An 18,707-nucleotide genomic window follows, 5' to 3' on the forward strand; every position below is an offset into this window, starting at 1 on the left:
TGTAATAAGGTCATGTCTTTGGTTAAAATGTTGGCATTACTTCAAAGGTGCATGGAGAATATATATGAAACTGTCGCATTTCGATGAAAAAGGAAAGGCAAAAATGGTTGATGTTTCGGAAAAGCCTTTGACCAAACGCGAGGCTATAGCTGTAGGCTCTGTTCATATGAAGCCTGAAACCATAAAGCTTATAAAGGACAGGCTGATTTCAAAGGGTGACGTGCTCGGAGTTGCAAGGGTTGCAGGGATTATGGCAGCAAAAAAGACATCAGAGATGATACCCATGTGCCATCCTTTAAGCATAACATCTGTAAGCATTGACTTTGATATTGAAGAAAAAAAAGGCAGGATAGATATTAAAGCAATAGTTGGCACAATAGGACAGACAGGCGTAGAAATGGAGGCTCTCACAGCAGTTTCTGCTGCTGCGCTGACTATATATGACATGTGTAAATCTGTGGACAAGGAGATGATTATCTCTGACATAATGCTTATGGAAAAACGTGGGGGCAAAAGCGGAGAATTTAAGAGGGGAAAATAAGTTACCCATGTGCTACTGAACTCAGCAGGTCTTTGAGTTCTTTTGCTTTTTTATCGCTGAGTTCCAGAAATTTAACAGCTACCTTAATATATTCAGAATCAATAAAGGCCTCTGCAGCCTGAATCCTGACAACGAATCCCTCCAGACCTGAAACCTTGCTGTTGTTGTCCATTTTTATATCGCATGCCAGTTTTTCGAATATCATGGGAATCGGGCTTTTTCTATACAGATGCCATATCATCAACAACAAGCACTTTATTCTTTGTCATAAATCTTTATTTAAACCTCTCAACAGTGAATTTAAATATTTCCACGTCTTTATCCGACGGGTCTATGCCTGCCTTCATCTTTGTAATCATTAATTGTTCTTCAGCAGTATCCACTCCCTCGAGGTCGGGCAGTAAAAGCCCTTTCCTGTAGCCTTTAGCAACGATTATCCCATACCTCTTTGGATCGAGATCTGAAATGTCTTTTACCTTTTCAGGCTCTGACAATACATCTACGGAATAAGTTATATCGTTGAGTTCGTCTTCCTGTACAGGATAGAATCGCGGGTCTTTTGTGGCAGCGGCAACGGCGTTTCTCACGATCTCCTTATAGATATTTTCCTCGCATGGCAGAAATGTGCCGATGCACCCCCTTAATTCTCCATGCTTCTTTAATGACACGAAGACCCCTGCCTTTTTCTGCATCTCAGGCGGTATTTCCTTTGGAGTGAGGACATTCCTATTTTTTACATACTCCTCAATGGCCTTTCTGGCGAGCTCTGCGTAAGGGTGCATTTTCACTTTTCCCTCTGCATGGCATATTCGGCCATTATGAGGAGGGCATCTTTTTCTCTGGAAGCAGGAAAGATATTCAATTCTGATTTTGCCTCATCCACGAGAGAGCGGGCTACCTTTAAGGACTCTTCTATTGCATTGTATTTTGAGAATAACTCCAATATCCTGTTCAATCCAATGTTTTGGCCGGAGTTTATGCCTGAGTTTGGATTGCCTCCTGACTTCTGGTGAAAACCTGTTTCTTTAATGATATTTTTTATTTCATTCCTTTCCTGCTCAGATGCGGTTCTCAGGAGATATATCAGCGGCATGGTAATCTTCCCTTCTTCGAGGTCTTTGCCCAGTCTTTTGCCGAGCTCCTTCTGTTCAGCCACATAATCGAGCACATCGTCTGCAAGCTGAAACGCAATCCCTGTCTTCATCCCGAATATGGAAAGCGCCATCTCTTTTTCTTCGGGCTGGTTTGCGAGTATTCCGGCTATCCTGCATGCTGCTGATATTAAAACTCCGGTCTTTGCGGATATTATTTCAAAATATTCATCCCTTGTTATATCGGGGTCTCCTGTTTTATGGAGCTGGAGGATTTCCCCTTCTGTCATCCGTGTTGTGGCCTCTGACAACGCCTCCATTATCTTCTGGTCTTTTTGGGCAACCGCAAGCTTCAGCGCATTTGAATAAAGAAAATCTCCTGTAAGTATTACGATCTGATTCCCCCAGATGGAGTGTGCCGTTGGCCTGCCCCTTCTTGTTTCTGCGCCGTCTATTACATCATCATGCAATAAAGAGGCAGTGTGGATCGCTTCTATGATTGCTGCAAGCAGCGTGCGATTTTGTCCTTTATAGCCGCAAAGGTCGGCACTGAGCAGCAGGAAGATCGGTCTTATTCTCTTTCCGCCGCTGCCGAGGATATGCTGCCCTACCATGGGTATTAGAAATGCATTGCTTTTGAATATCTCAAGCAGTTCCTGGTCTACTATCTTCAATTCTTCCGAATAATCAGCAAAGATGTCTTTTACATCCATCACCGTATCCTTATGGATTCAATATCCACATCCTCTCTCATTATTTTTTTAATGTCTTGGGGTCTGAATGCTCCTTTTTCGGTAAAAAAGGCGGTAACATACTTCGCCGGCGTAACATCAAAGGCTAAGTTTATTACATTTACTCCTTCAGGTGCAACCCTGTGCCCCCAGATTGTTGTCACCTCTTCGGAATGACGCTCCTCGATGGGGATAAGCTCTCCGGAGTTCATGTTGAAGTCTATGCTGCTTATAGGCGCTGCAACATAAAACGGTATATTGTGCTCTTTGCAAAGCACAGCAACGGTATACGTCCCTATCTTATTCGCCACATCACCGTTCCTCGTTGTCCTGTCTGTTCCCACAATGGCGAGGTCAATAACTCCCTTTTTCATCAAAGCGCCTGCAGTATTGTCTGTTATCAATGTTACAGGAATGCCTGCCTGCATAAGCTCCCATGAGGTCAGCCTCGCTCCCTGCAATACCGGCCTCGTTTCATCAGCAATTACCTGGATATTCTTGCCCTGCTCTTTTGCTATGAGCATGGGTGCTGTGGCTGTGCCGTAACCTCCTGTGGCAAGGCTGCCTGCATTGCAGTGTGTAAGAATGGTATCTCCGTCTTTTATGAATTCCGCACCCCATCTGCCTATTGCCTTATTTATCTCGATATCTTCTTCGAGGATCTTTTTTGCCTCATCGATAAGAATCTTTTTTAAGCTGCTGACGGATTCATCCCTTTTTGTGGAAAGTAGTTTCTTTATCCTTTCGACTGCCCACTTTATGTTTACTGCTGTGGGTCTTGTAGAGAGCATTGTCTGCATGATGGGCTCAAGCCTCTCCATAAAATCGTCATAACTGCCTGCCTTTATGTCCCGGGCCCCGATGGCAATGCCCATGGCTGCTGCGATACCGATTGCAGGAGCGCCCCTTATCCAGAGCTTTTTTATCCCTTCTGCAACCATCTGGTAATCGGTGCATTCGATAAACTCCACCTCAAGCGGTAATCTGCTCTGATCAAGCATTATGACCTTATTGTCTTTCCATTCTATAGCCTTAACCATTTTCCTCCATCAGAATATGAGATATTTCATAAAGATTGTTGCTACTGTAAAGTATATTGTAAGTCCAAGGATATCATTGAAAACAGTGACAAATGGTCCTGCTGTTATAGCTGGATCTATGCCTATTTTATCAGCCACGGCTGGAGCCAATATTGCAAGTATTGTTGAGCTGCTTATCGAAAGAAACATGGACATGCCAACTACAAGCCCGAGTATAGGCATCCCCTTCAGAATCCCGGATGCTACAGCTATGGTTATTCCTGTAATGCCTGCAATCATAAGTCCAGCGGACAGTTCTTTGCCTATATACCTCCAGTAATTGCTTATAGAGTTTAGGGCAATGTTCCTAACCATGGTGGTAGAGACCTGCAGCCCCGCATTCCCAGCCATTCCCATGATAACAGGAACAAATGCTGCCAGCACAACAACAGCAGCAAGTGTCTTTTCAAAATGGCTTATTACAATGCTTGATATAAGACCACCAAGCAGGCAGAGCAGAAGCCATGGCAGCCTGCTCTTTACAATGTGCACTGGATGGGCATGCTCTATATTTCCAAATTTCACCTCTGATGTGCCTGCAATCCTGTATATATCTTCGGTTGCCTCCTCTTTTATCACATCAAGGATGTCATCAATAGTAACTATCCCGAGCAGAGAACCTTCTTTATCCACAACTGGAATTGCTACAAGGTCGTATTTTGACATCAGATCAGCAGCCTCCTCAACATCTTCATCAGGTTCGACCTTTATAATTTTTGTCTCCATTATCTCCGCCAGCATCGTGTCTGGCTCTGCGAGCAGTAGTTCTCTTAACGATGTAACGCCTAAAAGCCTTCCGCCTAAATCTGTTACATATATATAATAAACGGTTTCAATTTCTTCTGCGTCATGCCTGAAACTCTCTATAGCCTGTCTTACACTTACATCAGGACCGTATCCGATGAATTCATTAGTCATCAGACTGCCTGCGGTACCCTCTTCATGGTGCAGAAGCTCCTGTATATCTGCTGATTCTTCTTCCTCAATGCGCTCGAGTATCTCTTTTGCCTTTTCAGCAGGAAGGTCGCTCAGGACATCGGCAGCCTCGTCAGGCGGCATCTCCTCTATGATATCTGCAGCCTTTTCGGCATCCATGGCATTTATTATATCTGCCTGCATTTCGGGCTTTAATTCTGATAGCGCCTCTGCAGCGGTTTCTATATCGAGGTCTTTGAATAAGTGGGCGCCCTCGTCTCTCGATACCTGACTGATTATTTCGGCAATGTCTGCAGGATGGAGTTCAGATACCATCTGCCTCGGCACGGTAAGTGCTATGGTCCTCAGCTTCGGTTTTAGAGGCTGGAGGTAGTTCCAGCTTATCAGGTTATACGGCATTTGCGTCTGAAAGAGCTTAAGAAATCCCTCGCTTCCTCTCTCTATGCCGAGCCTCCGCAATATGCCTCTCACCCCAACATCAACTGCTATGAGTATTGCTTCTCCATCATAGCCTTCGAGCTTGATATCGTTTGCCCTTACCACCTTTGCTCCATTGGCGTCAACGATCTGCTTGTCAAGGATATCCCTGACAGCGAGGAGGTCTTCTTCGCTGAGGGTGTAAGGCTCTATAAGACTTGAAGTCAAATATGTGGAGATTATTCTTTTGTTAAACAGATTGATCTGTTCCCAACCGATCCTGAACAACTGATTTTTTTTCTCCACAATAATTGCAGATACCTTTGGAAGCGGATCCCCTTTGACAACAGCAATATCCTTAACCCTTCCTGTAATCTCTCCCTTTGGGTCAAATACGGGTTTTTTAATAATTTCGCTCAGGAATAATTCGCCGAATAAAGGCATAATGAATTAGTATACATCAATTCAAAAAATCTTGATTACTTTTTTGGACATGAGTATAATATTGTAGAAATTGTGAACTAAAATTTACATGAGAGACATACTTAAAAAAATTATAAACATTCTTACCTTTACCGGCCTTCCTGTCCGAAAGAAGCTCCTTTTATTTTTCCTCGGCTCTCTCTTCTGGCTCGCGGTGATATCTGCTATCGGATTGATTACGATGTTTGATATGAGTGCCAAGTCCAAACTGATGGTTGATATCATCGGGCCTCGGGAAAAGACCGCAAATATTGTGGTAAGGAAGCTTAGAGGGGCAAGCATTTCAGCACATAAGATAGTGCTTTATAAAGACACAGAGAGAATTAACAATAATTATCTCAACGGCAAGGCAAGGCTGGAAGACTGCCGCTCGTATTTGAAGATACTGCTGACAGGAGGACGTATAAGGGATTATTCGAGGGGGACAGGCCAGTTTTACAATGAGTTTATTGTTGTTCCATTGAATGAGACCGAAAAGAGGAAATTCATAGAGGATGTTGTTGTAAAGGTTGACCAGCTCGAAGGGATTCTTACAGAGATGGCAGAGAAAAAGCTCAGCGGCACAAATGGGGATGCCCTGCTGGAAAGGCTTTCCAAGTATGATGTCCTTACAAGAGATACGGTAACTGTCCTGAACGAATATGCCATAAGCACTGGCAAGGAATGGGAGGCATTTGCAGGCATAATAAAGAACAGGTTCAATATAGCTATAATCCTTATCAGCCTTGCCTTTGGCATTGCAGCAATGCTTTCGGGTGTTTTTGGAGTGCTCATATCCCGTTCGCTGGTAAAGCCCATTAAGGCGATTATCGGACAGATTAAGGCATTGTCGTCTGGCGAGATAGACCTGACTAAAAAGCTCGATGTGGCTTCAAAGGACGAGCTCGGCGCGCTTTCCGGCGAATTCAACAATTTGATGGATACAATAGGTCATGTAACATCCTTCAAAAAGATAATAGAAGAGGATGAATCCATAGAGGACATTTATATGCGCCTCGGAAGGATATTTATAGATGACCTTGGATTTGACAATTGCGTCATGTATGAAGTATCGAGCAGTAAGAATAATATGAAGATAGTATATCCGCCGGAGGCAGAGGGCGCCGAACTGTATTGTAAAAGGGATATCCAACTGGATTGTGAATTGTGCAGGGCAAAGAGGACAGGGCACATGGTTTCATCAGCAGATTATCCTAATATATGCAAGTATTACACAGAGGCAGCAAATGATATTCACTACTGTATCCCGATAATGGTTGGCGGAAATGTTGGCGGGGTTGTTCAGTTTGTATGCGGTAAACGAGGCGTATGCGATATAGCCGATATGAAGAAGAAGATAAACAGGGCAAGGCAGTATATAACAGAAGCCCAGCCTGTGCTTGAGGCAAAGAGGCTTATGAAGACATTGAAGGAATCGGCATTCAAGGACGCATTAACAGGTCTTTATAACAGGAGATTCTTAGAGGAGAGCTTTGAGAACCTGGTTGCGGGCGTTCTGAGAAGGGGAACAACCCTCGGTCTTTTGATGTGCGATCTGGATTTCTTCAAGCAGACCAACGATGTTTATGGCCATGACGTGGGAGATATGGTGCTGAAAGAGACTGCAGGCAATATAAGAAAGAGCGTAAGGACATCCGATCTTGTTATCCGTTTTGGAGGGGAGGAGTTTCTGGTATTGCTTATCGATACAAAGCCCGGAGATTCTTTCGATGTAGCCGAGAAGATAAGGGAGACGATAGAGGAGTCAAAGGTAAAGATAGCCGGCGGATTTATACAGAAGACCATCAGCATAGGCGTCAGCGAATTCCCTACGGATACGCAGAATTTCTGGGAGGCGATAAAATTTGCTGATGTTGCCCTCTATAAGGCAAAGGAAAGGGGCAGAAACAAGGTCTTGAAATTTGCCATGGATATGTGGACGGAAGAAAAATACTAAATTCTAAATCCGGAATCCCAAACAATGCTGCAATCCTAATTCAAATGTTCAAAAATTATTTAGAATTTAGATATTTGAATTTGGGATTTGTTTTTTAGAGATGGTGCCGAAGGCGGGACTCGAACCCGCATGGATTGCTCCACACGCCCCTCAAACGTGCGTGTCTACCAGTTCCACCACTTCGGCGTCCTACCAATATACCAGTTAAGAGCCAATCTTTTCAAGTATTCTGTTTAGGCATTGACCGTGCTAAAGCAATAACGGTAACACTCTTTGCGCCGGCCTTTATCAATGCCTTTGCACATTCTCTTATCGTAGCGCCTGTGGTTATAACATCGTCGATCAATAATAAATCCAGGCCATTTATTTCCTCGTATGTTCTGAAGACATTTTTTAAGTTTTTAAGCCTTTCTTTTCCTGTAACATCTGTTTGTGGAGGTGTTTCTTTGGTTTTTTTCAGGACATCCAGCATCAATGGGATTTTCAAATTTTTTGACAGATGTCGGCTGATGGAGGCAGTCTGGTTGAATTCCCTTTGATGAAGCCTCTTGTGGTGCAATGGAACCGGAATAATTCCATCTGCCTTTGGGATTGGTAACTCAGAGAGCATTAAACTTAGAGGTTTTGAGAGCCTTTTTACTCCGTTGAATTTCAGGAGATGAATGGCTTCTTTCAATGCCCCATCGTAAATACCGTAATACAAAACCCTTGAAAAAGGAGGTTTTGTTTTCAGGCATGACTCGCAGGTTATTGTAAGAGACGATACTGTTGGTATTCCGCATATGTTGCAAGCAGGCCCTGAATACCTTTCAATTCCTCTCCAGCACTCTGTACAGAATGGATTATAGAGATGATCATCTGACTTGTTTCCGCAGACAGGACATTTTGAGGGGAAAAGCAGGTTTAGTAATACGCCAAGATATTTCATCCTGAATTACACAAGTATTGCTCAGCATATGGCAGCAGGTGTGCTGAAAAGACTTTACACTTCGAAATATTGTAAGGCATTTTCTTGAATCTGTCACCTACTACATTGCTATCTATTTAGGTAAAAGCGTTAATAGTCTTCTGATATGCATAAAGAACAACGACTTTGTAAAGGCTTTGATGCACACCTGCTGCTATATCTTGCTTAATTTGGGTTAAAACTGCTCTTTCAGTACTATTATCTCATCTCTTTTCTGCCCAGTGGAAATTATCTGGACCTCTGTCTTGAGCATCTCCTCAATTTTCTTAATATATTTTTTTGCATTTGCCGGCAGCTTGTCAAACCCCTTTATTCCGAGGGTGCTCTCCTTCCATCCTTCAACTTCTTCGTAAACAGGCTCGCAATTTTCGAGGACTTCTGTCTCTTTTGGAAATTCTTCGTACAATCTTCCGTTGTGTTTGTAGCCAACGCATATTTTAAGCTTATCCATTCCATCGAGGATGTCCATTTTTGTTAGCGCAATGCCGGTGAGACCGTTAACGCGGATTGAATACTTTAATATCACCATATCGAGCCAGCCGCATCTCCTCGGCCTTCCAGTTGTTGCGCCGAACTCTCTGCCCTTCTGTCTTATGGACTCTCCAATCGCATTCTTTAATTCTGTCGGGAATGGCCCTTCTCCAACCCTTGTAGTATAAGCCTTTGCTATGCCCAATACCCTGCTTATCTTCGTAGGGCCTACACCCAAACCTGTGCATGCGCCGCCCGCTATGGTATTTGAAGAGGTTACAAAGGGATAGGTTCCATGGTCTATGTCCAGAAGCGTCCCCTGTGCACCCTCGAAGAGGACATTTTCCCCTGAATCTATTTTGTTGTTTATTATTACATCTGTATCTGCAATGTATTTGGAAAGTCTTTCAGCGTATTTCATATACTCATCATATATTGCATCTGCCTTTAGTGGTGCAGCCTTATAGAAATTTTCCAACAGAAAATTTATTGTTGTTAGATTCGCAGAAAGCTTTTCCTTGAATACATCGGGAGTTAACAAATCCATCATTCTGATGCCATGCCTTGCGACCTTATCGGTATAGGATGGGCCTATTCCCCTGCCTGTTGTCCCGATCTTTTTATTGCCTTTTCTATTTTCATTTTCCTTTTCGATGGCTGTGTGATACGGCATTATTACATGGGCATTTTTGGAGATTAAGAGGTTGCCATCCGTATCGATTCCCCTTTTCTTTAGACCGTTTATCTCTGAAATTAATGCATCAGGGGCTATTACAACGCCGTTTCCGATGACGCATTTTTTCCCTTTATGGAGTATTCCCGAAGGGATAAGGTGAAGGATATATTTTTCATTGTTTATAACAACAGTATGCCCTGCATTATGGCCGCCCTGGTAACGGGCAACCACTTCAGCCTTTTCCGTGAGGAAATCTACGATCTTTCCCTTTCCTTCATCACCCCACTGAGTACCGACAATAACAACTGTAGACATTAGTTTTACCTCGCAAAATATTAGGTTAAGGCTAAGATTAAGGGCAAGGAGTTTTTCGCCTTAACCCCAGCCTCAACCTTAACCTTTTTATAGATTTATCACCTTGACATCAAGGATATTGGGGAGATTCTTTATCTCTTCCAAAGTTTTATCTTTTACAGGGGAATCGATATTCACAACAGAAATAGCCGTCCCTCCTGCCTTCTCTCTGCCAAAATGCATCCTGGCGATATTTATATTATTTTTTCCTAAAAGCATCCCGATATTGCCTATAACTCCAGGCTTGTCATTGTTATACATAAAGAGCATACTGCCTTCAGGAACTATTTCCACCGTAAAGTCATCTATTTTAACAATCCTCGGATCCCGCCTGCTGAAGAGCGTCCCTGTGACCGATAATGCCTTTTTAGGGGATTTGATCCTCATTGTTATTGCGCTCTGGTAGTCCCCTGCATCTGTGCTCTTTGTCTCTTTCACCTCTATTCCCCGCTCTTTTGCTATAAACGGTGCGTTCACAAAATTCACCGTTTCTTCCAGTATCGGCGTCAGTAATCCCTTGAGGGCAGCAATGGTTACCGGAGATATATTTAATTCAGAGGCGTCTCCCCTGTATTCAAGGGTGACCTCTGTGATGCCGCCGTCGAATATCTGGGACGCAAAACTTCCTATCTTCTCAGAAAGTGTTATGTAAGGCTGTAAGACAGCCACCTGATCTGCAGGTATGGACGGGAAGTTTACAGCATTCCGGATAGTTCCATGAACAAGATAGTCCGCAATCTGCTCGGCAATCGCTATTGCCACATTTTCCTGCGCTTCCTGAGTTGATGCCCCGAGGTGCGGTGTGCAGACAACCTTTTCGTGCCCGACCAATGGATTATTTTCCGGCGGCTCTTTTTCAAAGACATCCAGTGCAACCCCTGCAACTTTTCCGCTTTCGAGGGCATCGTAGATGTCTTTCTCATTTACGATTCCGCCTCTTGCGCAGTTTATGATATAGACACCATCTTTCATGGTCTTTATTGTCTTTGTATTTATAAGATTCTTGGTCTCTGCTGTTAGGGGCGTGTGTATGGTTATGAAGTCAGCCTGCTTTATGAGCTCTGCGATCTCCATTTTCCTGACGCCCATTTTTTTTGCCTTTTCTTCGCTCAAAAACGGATCATAGGCAATCACATTCATTCCGAGCCCCTGCGCCCTTTTTGCAACCTCTCCACCTATATTTCCGAGTCCGATGACGCCAAGGGTTTTATTGAAAAGCTCTATACCCATGAACTTCTTTTTCTCCCACTGCCCCTTAGCCATAGAGGCATTTGCCTGAGGGATCTTTCTCGCAACAGCAAACATCATGGCAATGGTATGCTCTGCAGTTGTTATTGTGTTTCCACCTGGTGTATTCATGACCACAATACCCCTCTTCGAGGCAGAGGCCTTGTCTATATTATCGAGACCCGAACCTGCACGGCCTATTACTTTAAGATTTTTTGCAGCATCGATGACGTCTGCTGTCACCTTTGTTGCGCTCCTTACAACAAGCGCATGATACTCTCCGATGACGGACTTCAACTCCTCTGGTTTAAGACCTGTTTTTACATCCACATTGAGTCCTGCCTTTTTAAGGATCTCGACTCCTTTTGATGAGATGTTGTCGCTAACAAGAACCTTCATAACAAATACCTCTTTTTTATTTGGCTCCTCATAACAGAGTGAGCGGTATAGCAAGTGAATGATAGCAGGTAATAAAGGTATTGCCGCTCATTCTCGAAAGGCATCCTGCCTTTCTCCGAGGCTACGCCAGCCCGCTTAAACATCCATGTTACGCTTGGGCTGCCGAAGCCGCTCTAATACCTTATATTACCTGCTGTTTATCTTTATTGCATCAACAATTCCTGAGCCTTTGCAACACCTGTACCCAATTTAACAGGATGGCCAAGCTGCTTCAGCACCATTTCGAGTGCTGCAATACCTGTGATTATATCGAATGTATCAGCATAGCCGAGATGTGCAAGTCTGAATATCTTGCCCTTTGCCCTATCCTGTCCTCCTGCACCTGTGATACCGTATTTTTCACGCAATGTCTTATAGACCAATTGTCCGTCAATTCCTTCAGGCATTTCGATGGCAGTAACAGAATTGCTCGGCGATTCTTTTGAGTAGATGCCGAGGCCTAAAGCCTTTACTGCCTCTCTCGTTGCATTGGCGAGCCTTGCATGTCTTTTGAATACATTCTCAAGCCCTTCTTTTTGCAATATCTTTATTGCTTCATTGAGTCCTATTATTAATGTAACTGCTGAAGTGAAGTTCGTCTGGTTTTTTGCCAGATTCTCTCTCTCCTTCTTAAAATTGAAATAAAACCTCGGCATCTTTGATGTCTCATTCTTCTTCCATGCCTTATCGCTAATGCTCACAAAGGCAAGTCCGGGAGGCAGCATCAATCCCTTCTGTGAGCCTCCAACCATTATATCTATATTCCACTCGTCTGTCCTTATATCCTGCGCAACGAGTGCGCTTATTGCATCAACGACAAAGAGGGTATCAGGATGATTCTTTATTACCTTTCCGAGCCCTTCGATATCGTGATAGACACCTGTTGATGTCTCTGTTGCCTGAACAAAGACCGCCTTAATCTCAGGGTCTTTCTTTAATGCAGCTTCAACCATATCAGGTTTTATTGAATATCCCCATTCAACAACTATCTCTTCAACCTTTAATCCATAAGCCTGTGCTATCTTTGTCCATCTCTCGCCGAACTTTCCACCGTTTATTACCAATACCTTTTCTCCGGGATTGAAGAAGTTATTTACAGCACCCACCATTCCGCCTGTTCCTGTTGAAGCAAGTATGAGCACATCATTCTTTGTCTGAAAGAGCCACTGCAGTCCTTTTTTTGCAGAATCCAGCACAGGCAGAAAATCAGGAGACCTGTGATGTATTATGGGTATTGCCATCGAAAGCAGCACCTCCGGCGGCACAGGCGTTGGCCCGGGGGCTAAAAGGTATCTCTTTAACATAAATCCTCCAGATTGTTTTGTGTTTAAAGCCGAGTATGTATAATAATACAAACCCATTGTCTTTGAAAAGAGTTACATAAAGGGGTAAAATATAGGCAACAAAAAATATTAGACAGGAGTAAGGGGATGAATAAACAAAAGCTCTTGGCATCATTGCCGTCTGTTGACGAAATTCTTAAGTCTGATAAAGGATTAGAATGGCAGGAATCATTCCCGAGGCGGCATGTCCTTAAGGCGATCCGTGAAATTATCGAAGAAAAAAGGCAGGCAATTCTCAGAGATGAATTAAAAGAGATTTCTATGGAATCTATGCTCCCTGATATTCAGCACAGGGTTGAGAAACTTTCTTCCTTCAGCCTCAAGCCTGTGATTAATGCAACAGGTGTTGTAATTCATACTAATTTAGGCAGGTCTGTATTGTCGGAAGAAATATTGGAGAATGTAAAAAAAGTAGCCTGCGGATATTCCAATCTTGAGTATGACCTTGAAAAAGGCGAAAGAGGCAAAAGATATTCTCATATTCAGAGATTATTGAACGAGATTACAGGTGCTGAGAGCAGTCTGATAGTTAATAACAATGCCGCGGCAGTCTTTGTATGCCTGACTGCCCTTGCAAAAGGCAAAGAGGTCATTGTCTCAAGAGGAGAGCTTGTTGAGATCGGAGGCTCATTCAGAGTGCCTGATGTTATGAGCAGCAGCGGAGCGATTCTTAAGGAAGTAGGAACCACGAATAAGACCCACTTGCATGATTATGAGAAGGCGATAAATGAAAATACGGCACTGTTATTAAAGGTACATCAATCCAACTTCAGGACAATCGGTTTTACAAAACAGGTCGAGATTGAAGACCTCGTAACACTTGGAAGAAAACATAACATACCAGTCATGTTTGACCTCGGAAGCGGATGCCTTGTTGATTTAAAGCCTTACGGTGTTCATATCGAGCCGACTGTTCAGGAGGTTGTAAAATCCGGATGCGACCTTGTAACCTTCAGCGGTGACAAGCTGTTAGGCGGGCCTCAAGGCGGGGTAATTGCTGGAAAGGCAGAACTTATTGAAAAGATTAGTAAAAATCCGCTAATGCGGGCAGTGAGGATTGATAAGCTCACCCTCTCAGCATTCGAGGCAGTGCTCATGAATTATCTCGATGAAGAAAAGGCCAGAAAAGAGATCCCTACAGTAAAGATGCTCTTGCAGGATGTTGGTGAAATAAAGGATAGGGCAAAGAGAATTGCATTGAGATTAAGAAGGGAAATAAAAGAAGATATTGCAGATATAGAACTGATGGCTGACTCATCTCAATCAGGTGGCGGTGCATTGCCTGAGATTGAGTTCAAGACCTATGTTATCGCAATCAAGCCGAAAAAATTATCCGTCAATAAACTCGAAGAACGGCTTAGACATGGCAACCCTCCGATAATAGCGAGAATAAAAGAAGACGCATTAATTATAGATGCGAGGACAGTGAGGGATAGGGAGACTGAGGTGCTGGTGAAGGGGATTTCAGGGGCATTGCTGTAATAACTAAAAAGCAACCACATGCAAAAAGAACAGAAACCTTATGTAGAAATCTTTGCTGACGGAGCGTGCAGCGGAAACCCCGGTGTTGGCGGCTTTGGAGCGATTTTGCGTTCTGGCGAAAAAGAAAAGGAAATATCGGGCTGCGACGAGATGACGACAAACAACAGGATGGAGCTTCTTGCAGTTATCTCTGCATTAGAAGCCCTGAAAAAACCATGCAGGATAACTGTAACGACAGATTCAAATTATGTTGTAAAGGGCATGACCGAATGGATTCAAAGCTGGATAAGGAACAAGTGGAAAACCTCACAGAAAAAGGATGTGCTAAACAGGGATTTATGGGAAAGGCTTTTAGAGGCTTCGTCGCAGCACGAGGTCAAATGGAAATGGATAAAAGGCCACAACGGCCATCCTGAGAACGAGCGGTGCGATGAGCTTGCGAGGGAAGCGATTAAAAAAATGCAAGAAGAGAATGGGAAAGCAATAAAAAACAATGACTATCCGCGAGCAAACAGAAGATATAGAAAAACAAATCCTGCATCCCAATGCAAGTCTAAGTTCTAAAAGCAGAGGCAGGGCAAGGCCTGAGAAGGAAGATGATCTAAGGACATGCTTTCAGAGGGACAGGGACAGGATTATCCATTCAAAGGCATTCAGGAGATTAAAGCACAAGACACAGGTTTTTCTTGCACCGAAGGGAGACCATTATAGAACAAGGCTAACCCATGTGATCGAGGTATCACAGATAGCCCGGACAATAGCAAGGGCATTAAGGCTTAATGAAGACCTTGTTGAGGCCATCGCCCTCGGCCATGATTTGGGGCATACACCATTTGGACATGCAGGAGAGGCGATTTTAAGGGAGATTAACCCAGGAGGCTTTGACCATTACAAGCAAAGCCTGAGAGTTGTTGATTTTCTTGAGAAAAATGGGCAGGGGCTCAACCTCACATACGAAGTCCGCGATGGAATTGTTAAACACTCAAAGGGCAAAGGCTTAATAGTATCAGATAGTCCCAAAGACAAACCTGCAACCCTTGAAGGGCAGGTTGTCCGCATATCAGATATTATCGCCTATGTGAACCACGACCTTGACGATGCCATAAGGGCAGGAGTTGTTAGGAGGGCGGAAGTGCCACGGGAGATAATTAAGGTCATAGGAGAGGCATATTCAAAGCGCATAGATACAATGGTGCGGGATGTCATTAAGGCAAGCAGTGCCACAAGTCTTACAAATATAGTCATGAGCGAAGATATATCGTTTGTTGTTTATAAACTCAGAGACTTTCTCTTCGAGAGGGTTTATGAGAGCGAAGGCATAATAAGGGAGTTCAACAAGGCAAAGGATATTCTAAAAGCCCTATACGAGTATCACCTTGAGCATATAGATGGGGTTTTTAAGGATATCCCCCCAGAGAAAAAGCTGGACAGACACAGAATGGTCTGCGATTTTATTGCAGGCATGACCGACAGCTTTGCCTTTATGACATATGAAAGGCTTTTCCTGCCGGAGCAGTGGAAGGTGTTTTAATGTTCCACGTGGAACACTCCCTCGAAATTCTTGAGTTCAACAAGCTGCTCGGAATAATCGCTGATTTTGCAAAGAGCGATGCATCCAAAGGGTCTGTTCTATCTATTTCTCCTCTCAACAACATCGAGGATATTAATAAAAGGTTCCGGCTTATTGATGAGATAAGGCTCATGTCTCAGAAGGGTAAGCCTCTAAGCATCTCGCCATTCCCCGACATTGAACCGTTTTTGCATAAGGTGAGGCCTGAAGGTGCTGTCTTAGACCCGGTGGAGCTTTCGGGTATGATGGCCTTTTTAAGCACTGCCAATTCTGTTTTGAGTCAGATCAGAGATAACACGGACATATCTTTCTTGAATAGTCTTACCGAAGAAATGACAGGCCATCCAGAAATCCTTAGTGTGCTCAAGCGTTCAATAGACAGCGAAGGCAATATCCTCGACAGCGCCTCGGTTGCATTGAAAGAACTGAGGGTGAGGATAAAAGGCCTCGAAAACAGGATAAGGAAGAAACTCGAAGATATCACGAGGGATGAAAGGGTTGCTGCATTCCTTCAGGATGATTTTATAACACAGAGGTCGGGAAGATGGGTCATACCTGTAAGGATGGATTCAAAAGGTCAGGTTCAGGGTGTTGTCCATGATGTATCGAGGTCTGGAGAGACTGCCTTCATAGAGCCTCTTTCTATAATAAGCCTTTCCAATGAGCTCGAAAACCTTATTGCAGAGCAAAAGGCAGAAGAAATAAGGATTTTAAGGAGCATAAGTTCACAGATAAGGGCTGTGGTTTCTGAAATCGATGCTGAATACAGGACTGTGATTTACATAGATGTGCTTAACTCTATCGCACTTTTTGCAGACAGGCTTGGAATGGAGACGCCCCAGATAAATGAGCAGAATGCCGTTAATATAGTGAATGCACGGCATCCACTTTTAATGCTTGCATTTCAGAAAAAAGACATGCCTCAGCAGGTTATCCCCCTCGATGTGAAACTCGGCGGCAACAATGCAGTGATGGTGATAACAGGGCCAAATGCAGGAGGAAAGACCATTACCATAAAAACCATAGGGCTTTTGATCCTGATGGCTCTCTCGGGCATGCCCATCCCTGCTGATTCTTCATCAAGCCTTCCCTTTGTTCACAATCTGCTTGTCGATATAGGCGATCAACAGTCCATCGAGAGCAATCTATCCACCTTTTCCGCCCATATATCAAATATCTCCAGAATCCTTAAGAATGCAGATTCAGGGACGATTGCACTCATAGATGAACTCGGCACAGGCACAGATCCGGATGAAGGCGCTGCCCTTGCATGCGCTGTACTTAAGGAACTTAAAAACAAAGGTGCATTGGTATTTGCAACAACACACCTTACAGAGATAAAGGGTTTTGTCCATAAGACAGAAGGAATGCTCAATGCCTCCATGGAATTCGACCAGAATACCCTCACGCCCTTATATAAATTAAGGGTTGGTGAGCCGGGACAGTCCCGTGCCTTTGAGACAGCAAAGAGATATGGATTGCCTGATGAAATCATCGAATCCGCAAAGGGTATTTTAGGAATAAGGAAAATAGAGCTCGACACACTGATTCACGACCTCAATGAGAAGAGGAGACAGTATGAAAGGTCGTCTGACGAGCTTCGGCAAAAAGAGGCAGCTATAAAGGAAAAGGAAAGACATCTCAAGGAGATGATGCAGGAGGCGGAGACCCGACAAAAGGATATTCTTTCCAATGCTTACAAAGAGGCATCCGAGATTGTTTTCAATATAAAGAGGCAGATGAATGCCTTTTTAGAAGAGATAAAGAAAAGGGATAGAGAAAGGGCAAAGGAAGTCATAAAAGAGGTTGAGTCGGTTCAGGTGTCTGTGGCAGAAAAAGTAAAGGAATATGCGAGAAGCGAGAAATCTAAACTCGCGATAGACGAACTCAATGAAGGCGATATTGTTTTCATAAAATCAATAGGGCATGATGCGTCAATAATTAAGATAAATTTCAAGGATAATCGTTTAAGGGTCAGGGCAGGAAGCATGGAGATGGAAGTGTCTCTGTCAGACGTCGGCTTTAAAAAAGATTTATCTGCAGAAGCAGGAAAAGGCGGCATTCGGTTGGAAAGGCTGGATGAGGCTGTGTCTTCAGAGATTAATATTGTCGGATTAAGGGTTGACGAGGCATTATCAAGGCTTGAGCCGTTTCTCAATCACGCCTCGATAGCCGGATTCTCTGAAGTTATCATTATTCACGGAGTTGGAACAGGCATTCTTTCCAAGGCTGTGCGTGAATACCTGACAGGACATCCACTTGTAAAGGGATTCAGGAGCGGCACGCAACAGGAAGGTGGGGCAGGGGTTACAATAGTGAGTATGAAGTGATTGCCATATCCGTAACGATGGATGTCAAGCATGCTTCAAAAGCCTTTACAAAGTGTAATCTTTTATTTATGCCAGAGATAATCTGCACATCACTCAATAAGTGAGCAATGTAGTAGATGACGGGTTCAAGACAATGCAGTTTAACATTTCGAGTGTAAAGTCTTTTTCAGCACACTCGACATCCATTTCGAGATGTTTGGCTACGGATTATGGAAAGTGATTGCGTTTTGGTTTGTGGATGGGGTATAAATATATAACTGTTTAGCAATGTTTGAAAGTTTGAAAGAAGGAGGTGAGGCAAGTGGCAGAAAAAAATAATGGGGTTTGCTGGACATCAATAATAATTCTGGCCGTCTTTTGCATACTTGCTGGATTCGGAGGTGGTATCACTGTTCAAAATGTGTTGAGCAGCAGTCATGCGGGCTGGGTGCCTGTGGGATACGGGGTTGTTGCCGGAATATTCACAGCAATGTCTGCTGTTATATTCATGCAGGTTTTTTCATCCTTAAGGCAGAAATAGATTTTTAGTAATGGACTTATTAGGGATAAGGCAGAAATTAGCCTTATCCTTTTTTTATCTTCTAAGCTGAGCGATTTTATATATGTCAGGCACTGCTTAAAGACTTTAAAAAGTG

General features: G+C 43.6%; 15 protein-coding genes, 1 tRNA gene and 1 pseudogene. 7 read left to right on the forward strand and 10 right to left on the reverse strand.

What is annotated here, in order from left to right; genetic code table 11:
* Positions 1-64: 64 nt before the first annotated feature.
* Positions 65-541 carry a cyclic pyranopterin monophosphate synthase MoaC gene (moaC, locus tag V7L97_RS07570; RefSeq protein ID WP_333654723.1) on the forward strand — a complete coding sequence of 159 codons (477 nt, stop codon included), beginning with the start codon at positions 65-67 and terminating at the stop codon, positions 539-541.
* Position 542: 1 nt separating this feature from the next.
* Here moaC and V7L97_RS07575 read toward each other — a convergent pair whose 3' ends face one another.
* From V7L97_RS07575 to mgtE, 5 genes are read right to left on the reverse strand one after another with little or no spacing between them, the layout of a single operon-like run.
* Positions 543-782 carry a hypothetical protein gene (locus tag V7L97_RS07575; protein ID WP_333654726.1) on the reverse strand — a complete coding sequence of 80 codons (240 nt, stop codon included), beginning with the start codon at positions 780-782 and terminating at the stop codon, positions 543-545.
* Positions 783-816: 34 nt separating this feature from the next.
* Positions 817-1,323 (reverse strand): AmmeMemoRadiSam system protein A, encoded by a 507-nt coding sequence (amrA, locus tag V7L97_RS07580; protein ID WP_333654727.1) that lies wholly within the window; start codon positions 1,321-1,323, stop codon positions 817-819.
* Positions 1,324-1,325: 2 nt separating this feature from the next.
* Positions 1,326-2,345, reverse strand: coding sequence for a polyprenyl synthetase family protein (locus tag V7L97_RS07585; protein ID WP_333654728.1), 1,020 nt, complete (start codon positions 2,343-2,345; stop codon positions 1,326-1,328).
* Positions 2,345-3,403 (reverse strand): S-methyl-5-thioribose-1-phosphate isomerase, encoded by a 1,059-nt coding sequence (gene mtnA, locus V7L97_RS07590; RefSeq protein ID WP_333654730.1) that lies wholly within the window; start codon positions 3,401-3,403, stop codon positions 2,345-2,347. The genes V7L97_RS07585 and mtnA overlap by 1 nt, the downstream gene beginning before the upstream one ends.
* Positions 3,404-3,412: 9 nt before the next feature.
* On the reverse strand, positions 3,413-5,239 hold the full coding sequence (mgtE, locus tag V7L97_RS07595) for a magnesium transporter (protein ID WP_333654731.1): 1,827 nt from the start codon (positions 5,237-5,239) through the stop codon (positions 3,413-3,415).
* Positions 5,240-5,327: 88 nt separating this feature from the next.
* On the opposite strand from mgtE, the gene V7L97_RS07600 reads away from it, so the two are divergent.
* Positions 5,328-7,214, forward strand: a complete 1,887-nt coding sequence (locus tag V7L97_RS07600; RefSeq protein WP_333654733.1) for a diguanylate cyclase — start codon at positions 5,328-5,330, stop codon at positions 7,212-7,214.
* 101 nt (positions 7,215-7,315) lie between these two features.
* On the opposite strand, the gene V7L97_RS07605 is transcribed toward V7L97_RS07600, so the two are convergent.
* From V7L97_RS07605 to V7L97_RS07625, 5 genes are all read right to left on the reverse strand, one after another.
* Positions 7,316-7,400, reverse strand: a tRNA-Leu gene (locus V7L97_RS07605).
* Positions 7,401-7,434: 34 nt separating this feature from the next.
* Positions 7,435-8,142, reverse strand: coding sequence for a ComF family protein (locus V7L97_RS07610; RefSeq protein WP_333654735.1), 708 nt, complete (start codon positions 8,140-8,142; stop codon positions 7,435-7,437).
* 214 nt (positions 8,143-8,356) lie between these two features.
* A complete protein-coding gene (locus tag V7L97_RS07615) occupies positions 8,357-9,643 on the reverse strand; it encodes an adenylosuccinate synthase (RefSeq protein WP_333654738.1) in 1,287 nt (428 codons plus the stop codon).
* A gap of 87 nt (positions 9,644-9,730) precedes the next feature.
* Positions 9,731-11,308: a phosphoglycerate dehydrogenase gene (gene serA / locus V7L97_RS07620; RefSeq protein WP_333654740.1), complete on the reverse strand. Its 1,578-nt coding sequence runs from the start codon at positions 11,306-11,308 to the stop codon at positions 9,731-9,733.
* A gap of 203 nt (positions 11,309-11,511) precedes the next feature.
* A complete protein-coding gene (locus tag V7L97_RS07625) occupies positions 11,512-12,651 on the reverse strand; it encodes a pyridoxal-phosphate-dependent aminotransferase family protein (RefSeq protein ID WP_333654741.1) in 1,140 nt (379 codons plus the stop codon).
* 126 nt (positions 12,652-12,777) lie between these two features.
* Here V7L97_RS07625 and selA point away from each other — a divergent pair, with 126 nt between their 5' ends.
* From selA to V7L97_RS07650, 5 genes and pseudogenes are all read left to right on the forward strand, one after another.
* The gene (selA, locus tag V7L97_RS07630; RefSeq protein ID WP_333654742.1) at positions 12,778-14,172 is read left to right on the forward strand and encodes an L-seryl-tRNA(Sec) selenium transferase; all 1,395 of its coding nucleotides are present in this window, start codon (positions 12,778-12,780) and stop codon (positions 14,170-14,172) included.
* An 18-nt stretch (positions 14,173-14,190) separates the two neighbouring features.
* Positions 14,191-14,643 (forward strand): annotated as a pseudogene (gene rnhA / locus V7L97_RS07635) (ribonuclease HI); the annotation flags it as partial.
* 22 nt (positions 14,644-14,665) lie between these two features.
* Positions 14,666-15,703 (forward strand): deoxyguanosinetriphosphate triphosphohydrolase, encoded by a 1,038-nt coding sequence (locus tag V7L97_RS07640; RefSeq protein ID WP_333654746.1) that lies wholly within the window; start codon positions 14,666-14,668, stop codon positions 15,701-15,703.
* The gene (locus V7L97_RS07645) at positions 15,688-18,072 is read left to right on the forward strand and encodes an endonuclease MutS2 (RefSeq protein ID WP_333654748.1); all 2,385 of its coding nucleotides are present in this window, start codon (positions 15,688-15,690) and stop codon (positions 18,070-18,072) included. The genes V7L97_RS07640 and V7L97_RS07645 overlap by 16 nt, the downstream gene beginning before the upstream one ends.
* Positions 18,073-18,373: 301 nt before the next feature.
* A complete protein-coding gene (locus V7L97_RS07650; protein WP_333654750.1) occupies positions 18,374-18,592 on the forward strand; it encodes a hypothetical protein in 219 nt (72 codons plus the stop codon).
* Positions 18,593-18,707: the final 115 nt, after the last annotated feature.

The sequence above is a fragment of the Dissulfurispira sp. genome, from assembly GCF_036745535.1.
In the GTDB taxonomy this organism is placed as follows: domain Bacteria; phylum Nitrospirota; class Thermodesulfovibrionia; order Thermodesulfovibrionales; family Dissulfurispiraceae; genus Dissulfurispira.